The organism is Arcobacter sp. LA11 (assembly GCF_001895145.1).
Lineage (GTDB): Bacteria > Campylobacterota > Campylobacteria > Campylobacterales > Arcobacteraceae > Halarcobacter.
The window spans coordinates 49,153-57,606 of record NZ_BDIR01000014.1 but is presented as its reverse complement, the minus strand read 5'-3'; the positions used below and the strand labels follow the sequence as shown (position 1 = coordinate 57,606).

Genomic DNA, 8,454 nt, shown 5'->3' with positions numbered 1-8,454 from the left:
TGCTGCGTAAACTGCACCATTTGCTTGAGATCCTGCATGAGGTTGTACATTAGCAAATTTACAATCAAAGATTTCACAAGCTCTATCTATTGCTAGTTGTTCTGCTTTATCTGCAAATTCACATCCACCATAATATCTTTTATATGGGTATCCTTCTGCATATTTATTTGTAAATACTGATCCCATTGTTTGCATTACTGCTGGTGATGTAAAGTTTTCACTTGCTATCATCTCTAGGTGGTCTGTTTGTCTTTCTAGTTCATCTTCTATTATATCGAACAGCTCTTTATCTGCTTGTTCTAATGTTTGCTCTGTTATGTAGCTCATGGTATTTCCCTTCTAAGTTTTTTAGAAGTATAACGTAAGATAAATATTCACACAATCCAGATATTGCTAAATGAATATTTTTATTAATTTAAAGGTATTTTTATTTTAAATCTAGCACCAAAATGTCCACTATGTCCATATTCAAAGCTTTTATTTTTTACACTAATTTTGCCTTTCATATGTTCATTAATGATTTCTTCAGTCATATAAAGTCCAATTCCTGTACCATGTACACCATTTTTTGTTGTAAAATATGGTTCAAAAATTCTTTCTAAATATTCATCAGGTATTCCACCCGCACTATCTTGGATTTTAATTATTAATTCATTTTCTTTTCTTTTAATATTTATTAAAATTAATTTTTTTAAATTTTCTTTTCCTACAAAAGCATCGGAAGCATTATTTATAATATTAATTAAAACATGCATTAATTCATTTTCTAGACCAAAAATAACGACATCTTCAATTTCTTTTACTATTTCAATTTCTTCACTTTTTAATTTTGATGAAATTAATTGTAATGTCTTATTTAAAGATTGTTCAATACTAAAATTATTCATATCTTTGTTTGGTTTAAAAAAGTTCCTAAAATCATCTATTGTTTGAGATAAGTGACTAGTATACTTAAGAATATCATCCATATTATCATCTAAATCAACTTCTTTTAAAACTTTTAATTCTAATTGTACTTTCGTACTACTTGCACAAGTAGAAATCATAGATAAGGGTTGTCTCCATTGATGTGCAATATTCTCAAGCATTTCTCCCATTGCAGCCATTTTGGCTTGTTGAGTCATAATACTATCTTGTTCTTTAATTTTAATACTATTATTTTTAAGGGTTTGTGCCATTTCATTAAAAGAGTTTTCAAGCTTACCAACTTCATCAGAAGACTCAACTTTTATACGATAGTCTAAATTATTATCAGCAAACTCTTTTGTACCAATTATTAATTTTGTTATCTTATTTGATATATAATTAGACATCCATATTGCAATAAGTATAACAATTATAATCATTAACACAGTATATAAAGTCAATTCTTTTATAGTATTTGCTTCAAAAGTTTTTATTTTTTTTCTATCAGAAGATAAAACTTCAGTCATATCTTTTGTTTGAATATCAATTACATCCTTAATATTCTCTCTTGTTTTATTTGCAGCACTATGAAATTCATCAACATTTGCACCAATTGTCACAAAACCAAAACCTCTTTTAGAATTTTTATATTGTCCACTAAAATATGGAATTGTTGCAGCAGTAGTTAATTTCCAAACATCACTCCAATAAATAATAAAAGAACCATAACCACCATTTTGAGTTAGTTCCATCCATCCTTTACATTGAGGTGCAAAATTCAAATATCTACAATCTAAACCTACTTCACCTTTTTCTTTCAATTGTTTTATATTTGGCTTTTTAGATAATGCTTGTTCATGAAATTTTGGATACTTTTCTAAAAACCTATTTAAATTCTTTTCATATGAATTTTCAAATTCATCCAATAAAGAATTAGTAATCCAACCAGGAACTCTTTCCCCAGTAGTTGAATCAAAACCAACTATAAAATAATCTCTTGGGTGAGAGATATTTCTTCCTTCATAATCCCACATAAAAGCATAGTTTCCATTACTAGCATCAGAGATATCTAACTCTTTATGGTTGCTAAGTGGATTAAAAGTATCTGTAAACTCCATAATATGTTTATGGTCTAAAGCTAAAGATATAAAACCTATCTTTTGGTTATTTTTAAAAACAGGAGTGATATATCGAACAATCCCTTCAAATTTTTTACCAACTGGGTTTTCTACACCTGCAAAAGCATGTTTTTTTGGATTAAACTCTAAACCTGAAGCCTCTGCATTTTCTTTTGTAAAAAAACCTATTATCTTAGAACTAACATATTCTCCAATTACATCTGAAACATAAATCTCACCCTTTTTTAAATCTTTTATCTCAGTAAAATAGTTTTCAGAGTTTATATAAGTGTTTTCTTTTAATGATATATTATTTTTAACTTGATTTATTGATGATTTTTTATAAATTTCTTTACCACTTAAATCAAAGAAAACTACTTCTTTATAAATAGGTACAGCAATTTTTTCTGTTTTATTAGGATTAATAAAACGAAATTTCTTCTCATTATCTTTTAACTGAGAAGTTTCATGAAGTTTCACTTCTTGTTCTTCTTCCACTCTAATCCATTTTTTTAAACTATTGTTATAAATATACTCAGGAGTAACCTTTAACTCTTTTGATTTTGAATGATAAAAATTTTCTATTATTTTTTGATTTAAATCTAATGAAGACAAAAAGAGTAAATCATTATCTCTTTCATAAAGGAAAGATGCAACTTCCGATGCAATTTTTACAGTCATCATTTCAATAGACTCCTGAGATTTTGCATCTAAAGCTTCAATACTGTCAGAAATAGATTCATAGGCAGTTGCTCTAATAACTTGTTTATTCTTTATATATATTGCTTCTGTATTTTCAAGATAGTAATCATTTAGTTTAATTGCACCTTGAATACATAAGTATGTAATCAAAACAAGAGGTACAACTTTTATAAGAATAAAAATGATGATAAGTTTCAGTCTAATTGTTAGATGTTTCATAATTATTCCCATCTTAAATAATATTAATATATATAAATCATATATAAATATATTATTAGTCATATAATTATAAGTATAAAGTTTTAAATTAATATTAAGAAATAATGTTAATTGTTCTTTCTACTAATTTAATTATTTTTTTGATATAAACTCTATTCATATAAAACATTTTAAGGATAATTAAATGGAAGAATTTGATTTCATTGAATATAAAAAAATGGTAAAAACATATCAAGAAAATGATGATCCATTAGGATGGTTTGATTCTATTTATAAAAATGCAAAAGGTGATTATAAGGCAGTATTTTGGGCAGATTTAGAACCAAGTCCATATTTAATACACTGGTTAAAAGATAATCCAAAGAAAAAAATTAAACCAAAAGCAGTTGTCATAGGATGTGGAGTTGGTGATGATGCAGAAGCTTTAAGTAACTTTGGTTATGAGGTTATTGGTTTTGATATATCTCAAAGTGCTATAGAATTATGTGAAAATAGATATCCAAATTCAAAAGTTACTTATTTAGTTGCTGATTTATTTAACTATCCAGATGAATGGATTGAAAATTTTGATTTAGTTTATGAATGTAACACAATACAAGTTCTTCCTGGAGAATATAGAATAAAAGCAAGAAAAGCAATCTCAAAATTGCTTGCACCTTCTGGAAATTTATTAGTATCATGTAGAAGTAGAAAAACAGGTGAACAAGAAGATAATATCCCACTTCCTTTAGATAAAGAAGAGATTGATAAATTTGTAAAAATTGATAAATTAAAAGAGATAGATTTTTTATCTTACGATGATAATCAAAACCCACCCGTTCCGCATTTTTTTGCAATTTATAAAAAATCAGACTTAAAACTATAGTAGTCTGATTTTTTCACTTATCTCATTTTCTTTAGGAAAAATCGCTTCTGTTTTTGATATTGCTAGTTTATCAAAAATAACCACTTTATCAACATTTACAATAAATGTTCCCCCTGAACTTTCTATAAGTTCAATTTTTGCATCTGGAAAATTATTCTTTAATTCCTCTTCTAACCTAGAAGCTTTAGGTAAATAATTTCACATTCCACAATAATATATTTCAATGATCATGTCATATCCTTTTAATAATTATTACAAAAAGCTATTTTAACCTCCCTTTTAGTAATATTTTAATGTTATTTTTTTAATTTTTTAATTTTTTTTGAGAAAAAAAGTATTAATTGAGAAAACTATGCTATAATATCCGTATTGAAGATGATTTAGAGTTGCATCTTTGGTTTGCTTTTTATTGACAACTTTCGTTAACAGTATAATCACCATGAAGAACTCCTATCTATATTTTCGACCTCTTTACGTAAGTAAAGTATATTTTAAAAACAAAGGAAACTGCATGGCAGATTTAGTTAATGGAACAGTAAAATGGTTCAATAGTGAAAAAGGTTTTGGTTTTATCCAACAAGATAACGGTGGAAAAGACGTATTCGTACATTACAGACAAGTTAATAACACAGGTTATGGAAGAGTTACATTAGAAGAAGGTCAAAAAGTTACTTTCGAAATCGGTGAAGGTCAAAAAGGACCACAAGCTGAGAACGTTACTCCTCAATAGTAAATATTCTTACAAATATAAAAGCTAGTCTTTTTTAGACTAGCTTTTTTTTTGCCTATTTTTCTGAAACAATTTCATTTTCAGCTTCATTCTTTTGACAGGCTAATAAATCTTCTAAGATTTTTTGTTTTGAGATATTACTTCTTATAGCACTATATCCTATATGATTACCATTTTTATCAAAATCTTGAGTAATAGCTACATCAACCCAATAATCATCACCATTTTTCTTTTTATTTTTTACTTCACCATAAAAAGTTTTTCCATTCTTTATAGCTTTCCAAAGTTTTTTATAAAACTCTTTTGACATATCAGGATGTCTTACAATACTATGAGGTTGTCCTATAAGCTCTTCTTTTGTATAACCACTTATATCACAAAAAGCTTGGGTGACATATGTAATATTGCCTAATAGATCAGTTTTAGATGCAATTACATGTTGACTAAAAGAGTCAATTAGTTTTTCATGTTCAATATTTAATTCCTCAATTTTCTTTTTATCTGTAATATCATGTCGAACAGCACCATATCCAACTACATTATTAAAATCATCAAAAATAGGAGAAACAGTCATATCTACCCAATAATAATCACCACACTTTTTTTTATTTTTTATTTCAGCTTTAAAAGTTTTAGTTGCTTTTATAGTTTTCCATAATTCTTCAAATAAACTTGATGGTGTATCCGGATGTCTTACTATACTATGAGGTTGTCCCATAAGTTCTTCTCTTGTATAACCACTTATATCACAAAAGGCCTCAGATACATATACTATCTTACCTTTTAAGTCAGTTTTAGAAGCAATTACATTTTTGCTATATACTTCTAAAAGTTTATAATACTCTTCTTCAGGATCTAACATGTCTTATTCCTTATAGTAATATAAATTAAATACATTAATGTAATCAATTTATACATGATAAGGTATTTAACTTAAATCTGTTATAAAAATAAGAAAAAATTATAATAGATTATTCATTTTTCTAAATCTTTATTTATCAAAAAAAGATCATTTATTATGTAAAAATTAATAAAATCTAAAAAAAGAGTCTTCATTTCTATTTTTAAAGATGATTTTAGTATTATTTTAATCATTAAAGATAAAAAATTAAATTATTAGAAAACAGGGATGAATTATGATTGAAAAAGAGGGGTCAATACTTTCAGTTAGAGAAGACTTAAAAGTCTTCGATTGTACTATTAGAGATGGTGGTTTAGTAAATAACTACCATTTTACAGATGCTTTTGTAAAAGCACATTATGATATGTGTGTTGCAGCTGGTGTTGACTATATGGAAATAGGTAAAAATGTATCTCCAACAGTAATGAGTGAAGATGAATATGGATGTTGGAATTTCTGTAAAGAAGAAGATATCAGAAAAATTGTTGGTGAAAACAATACAAACTTAAAAATTGCTACTATGTCTGATGTGGGAAGAACTATAAAAGAAGAAATTCCTCATAGTGATGATAGTGTTGTAGATATGATTAGAGTTGCTACGTATATTCATCAATTACCAGAAGCTATAGAACTTATAGAAGACTTCCATGCAAAAGGATATGAAACAACATGTAATATCATGGCTATTTCAAAATCTTTTGATGATGAGTTAGATCAAGTTTTAGCAACACTTAGTAAAACAAATGTAGATGTAATTTATATAGCAGATAGTTTTGGTTCTTTCTATCCTGAACAAATCAATAAACTTACGGATAAATATTTATCTGTTGCAAAAGAAACTGGTAAAAAAGTAGGTATTCATGCACATAATAATCTACAACTAGCATATGCAAATACTTTAGAAGCGATGATTTATGGAACAAGTTTCTTAGATGTAACTGTTTCTGGACTAGGAAGAGGAGCAGGAAACTGTGCTATGGAACTATTACTAGGGTTCTTAAAAAATCCAAAATATAAATTACTTCCAGTATTGAAATTTATTGAAGAGTATATTGTACCTCTGGAAAAAGAGTTAGATTGGGGAAGTAGTGTTCCATATATTATTACTGGACATTTAAATGAACATCCTAGACCAGCCATGAAAGCTAGAGATACAGGTGATACTAATTATGTTAAATTTTATGATAAATTAACAGAAGAGTACAGCTGAGATAAGGGTCAAAAACCTTATAACTTTTTTGACTTACCATCTAATCTTTAAAAGCTAGTCTCTTTGAGGCTAGCTTTTTTTATATATTTTATTTTTTGCCTAATTTATGTACATATATAGATAAAGCTTTAATGTCATCATCGCTTAAATCTTTTACTCTTGCAGTCATAACTCCACCCATACTATATTGGTTTCTCTTTCCCTCTTTATACTCATTTAAAACTTTATATAATGTATCTGAGTCAAAAGTATTAGGAATTTTAGAAACCCCAAAACACTCTTTTTCCATTTGAGTACCATGACAAGTACTACAATTAGTAGCTATTATTTCTTGAACTTCTTTGGCAAAAAGAGATAAGCTCAATACACATAAAAACAGTATAATTTTTTTCATAATCAACTCCTTTATATCATATATACAAACCTTAACAGCTATCTTCTTTGTAATTTATTATTTATATTACTAATTAAAAATTTAAAGATTAGATATGAAACATTATATGATTTTGAACTATATGTCAGATTTTAAGTTTTTTTACAATATAAAGATTACTAATAAACAATTCAAAAAATGATAAAAATAGGTAATAATGAAAATTACAAATCAACAAACAAGACTATTATGGTTAAACTCAAATGGTTTATTAGATATAAAAAATAAACCTCTTAATGTCTTACAAATGATAAAAAATTTAGGTTTTGTCCAATTAGATAGTATTCAAAATGTCACAAGAGCTCATCATCATATATTATGGTCAAGAAATAAAAAATATAAAGAATCTATGTTAGATAATTTACTTTTAGAAAAAAACAATATATTTGAACACTTTACCCATGATGCTTCTGTTTTACCTATAGATTTTTATCCATATTGGAATATTCAATTTGAACGTATAAAAGAAAAGATTGATAAATCCAAATATTATAAAAATATTTTAGATGAAAACGGTATAAAAAATATTATAAATAGAATTAAAGAAGAAGGACCATTAAATACAAGTGATTTCGAAACAAAAATAAAAGGTGAGAAAAAGATGTGGACTAGACCTCCACATAAAACAACCTTAGATTATATGTGGAACTGCGGTGTACTTAGTACTGCATATAGAAAAAGCTTTAGAAAATATTATGATTTAATTGAAAATATTATTCCTACAGATATTTTAAATACAAAAATAGAAAAAGAAGAACAAATAAACTGGCTTTGTACTCAAGCTTTAAAAAGAATGAGTATTGCAAGTGCAAAAGAGATAAAAAACTTTTGGGATGCTCTTACTATACAAGAAGTAAATACTTGGATTAAGAATAATAAAGAAAACTTATTAGAAGTCCAATGGGAAAACTATGAAGGGAAATATATAAAAAGTTTTTCATTTTTAGATATTACTGAAAAACTAAATAATCTAAAAAGTTCAAATTTAAAAATCCAGATAATCAACCCTTTTGACCCAACAATAAGAGACAGAGTTAGATTAAAAAATATATTTGACTTTGATTATAAAATAGAAATATTCGTACCAAAATCTAAAAGAAAATGGGGATATTATGTTTATCCATTATTAGAAGGAAGTAAATTTATAGGAAGAATTGAATTACAAGCTAATAGAAAAGATAATCAATTGAATGTTTTAAACTTCTGGAAAGAAGATAATATTCAATGGAATAATAAACAGCAAGAGAAACTAGACCTTGAACTATTTAGTTTCGCATCTCTTGTTGGAATTAAAAATGTAAACTGGTAATTAAAAAAATAAACTCCTGTATATAAGCCTTTGATACTTTAAACTTTACTTTTTATATAAA

At 26.4% G+C, this 8,454-nt stretch carries 8 protein-coding genes and 1 pseudogene; 4 read left to right on the top strand and 5 right to left on the bottom strand.

The genetic code is table 11. The features are described from left to right. Both glyA and BT997_RS13205 read right to left on the bottom strand, forming a co-directional pair. Positions 1-327: pseudogene (gene glyA, locus BT997_RS13210) on the bottom strand (serine hydroxymethyltransferase); the annotation flags it as partial. An 83-nt stretch (positions 328-410) separates the two neighbouring features. Next, entirely contained in the window at positions 411-2,945 is a 2,535-nt protein-coding gene (locus BT997_RS13205; RefSeq protein WP_072682414.1) for a HAMP domain-containing sensor histidine kinase, read from the bottom strand. A gap of 184 nt (positions 2,946-3,129) precedes the next feature. Between BT997_RS13205 and BT997_RS13200 the strand changes: the two genes are divergently transcribed. Then, positions 3,130-3,810 carry a class I SAM-dependent methyltransferase gene (locus BT997_RS13200; protein ID WP_072682413.1) on the top strand — a complete coding sequence of 227 codons (681 nt, stop codon included), beginning with the start codon at positions 3,130-3,132 and terminating at the stop codon, positions 3,808-3,810. Here BT997_RS13200 and BT997_RS15745 read toward each other — a convergent pair. Then, positions 3,805-4,041: a SelT/SelW/SelH family (seleno)protein gene (locus BT997_RS15745; RefSeq protein WP_375537754.1), complete on the bottom strand. Its 237-nt coding sequence runs from the start codon at positions 4,039-4,041 to the stop codon at positions 3,805-3,807. The two genes, BT997_RS13200 and BT997_RS15745, sit on opposite strands and share 6 nt — an antisense overlap. A 280-nt stretch (positions 4,042-4,321) precedes the next feature. Between BT997_RS15745 and BT997_RS13190 the strand changes: the two genes are divergently transcribed. Next, complete coding sequence (locus BT997_RS13190) at positions 4,322-4,540, top strand: cold-shock protein (protein WP_072682412.1); 219 nt, start codon at positions 4,322-4,324, stop codon at positions 4,538-4,540. A gap of 55 nt (positions 4,541-4,595) precedes the next feature. Here BT997_RS13190 and BT997_RS13185 read toward each other — a convergent pair whose 3' ends face one another. After that, positions 4,596-5,402: a PAS domain-containing protein gene (locus BT997_RS13185; RefSeq protein WP_072682411.1), complete on the bottom strand. Its 807-nt coding sequence runs from the start codon at positions 5,400-5,402 to the stop codon at positions 4,596-4,598. Between the two features lie 274 nt (positions 5,403-5,676). Between BT997_RS13185 and BT997_RS13180 the strand changes: the two genes are divergently transcribed. Then, entirely contained in the window at positions 5,677-6,651 is a 975-nt protein-coding gene (locus tag BT997_RS13180) for an aldolase catalytic domain-containing protein (RefSeq protein WP_072682410.1), read from the top strand. Between the two features lie 88 nt (positions 6,652-6,739). Here BT997_RS13180 and BT997_RS13175 read toward each other — a convergent pair whose 3' ends face one another. Further along, entirely contained in the window at positions 6,740-7,045 is a 306-nt protein-coding gene (locus BT997_RS13175) for a c-type cytochrome (protein WP_072682409.1), read from the bottom strand. A 196-nt stretch (positions 7,046-7,241) separates the two neighbouring features. Between BT997_RS13175 and BT997_RS13170 the strand changes: the two genes are divergently transcribed. Then, positions 7,242-8,393 (top strand): winged helix-turn-helix domain-containing protein, encoded by a 1,152-nt coding sequence (locus BT997_RS13170; protein WP_072682408.1) that lies wholly within the window; start codon positions 7,242-7,244, stop codon positions 8,391-8,393. The last annotated feature ends 61 nt before the right edge of the window (positions 8,394-8,454 follow it).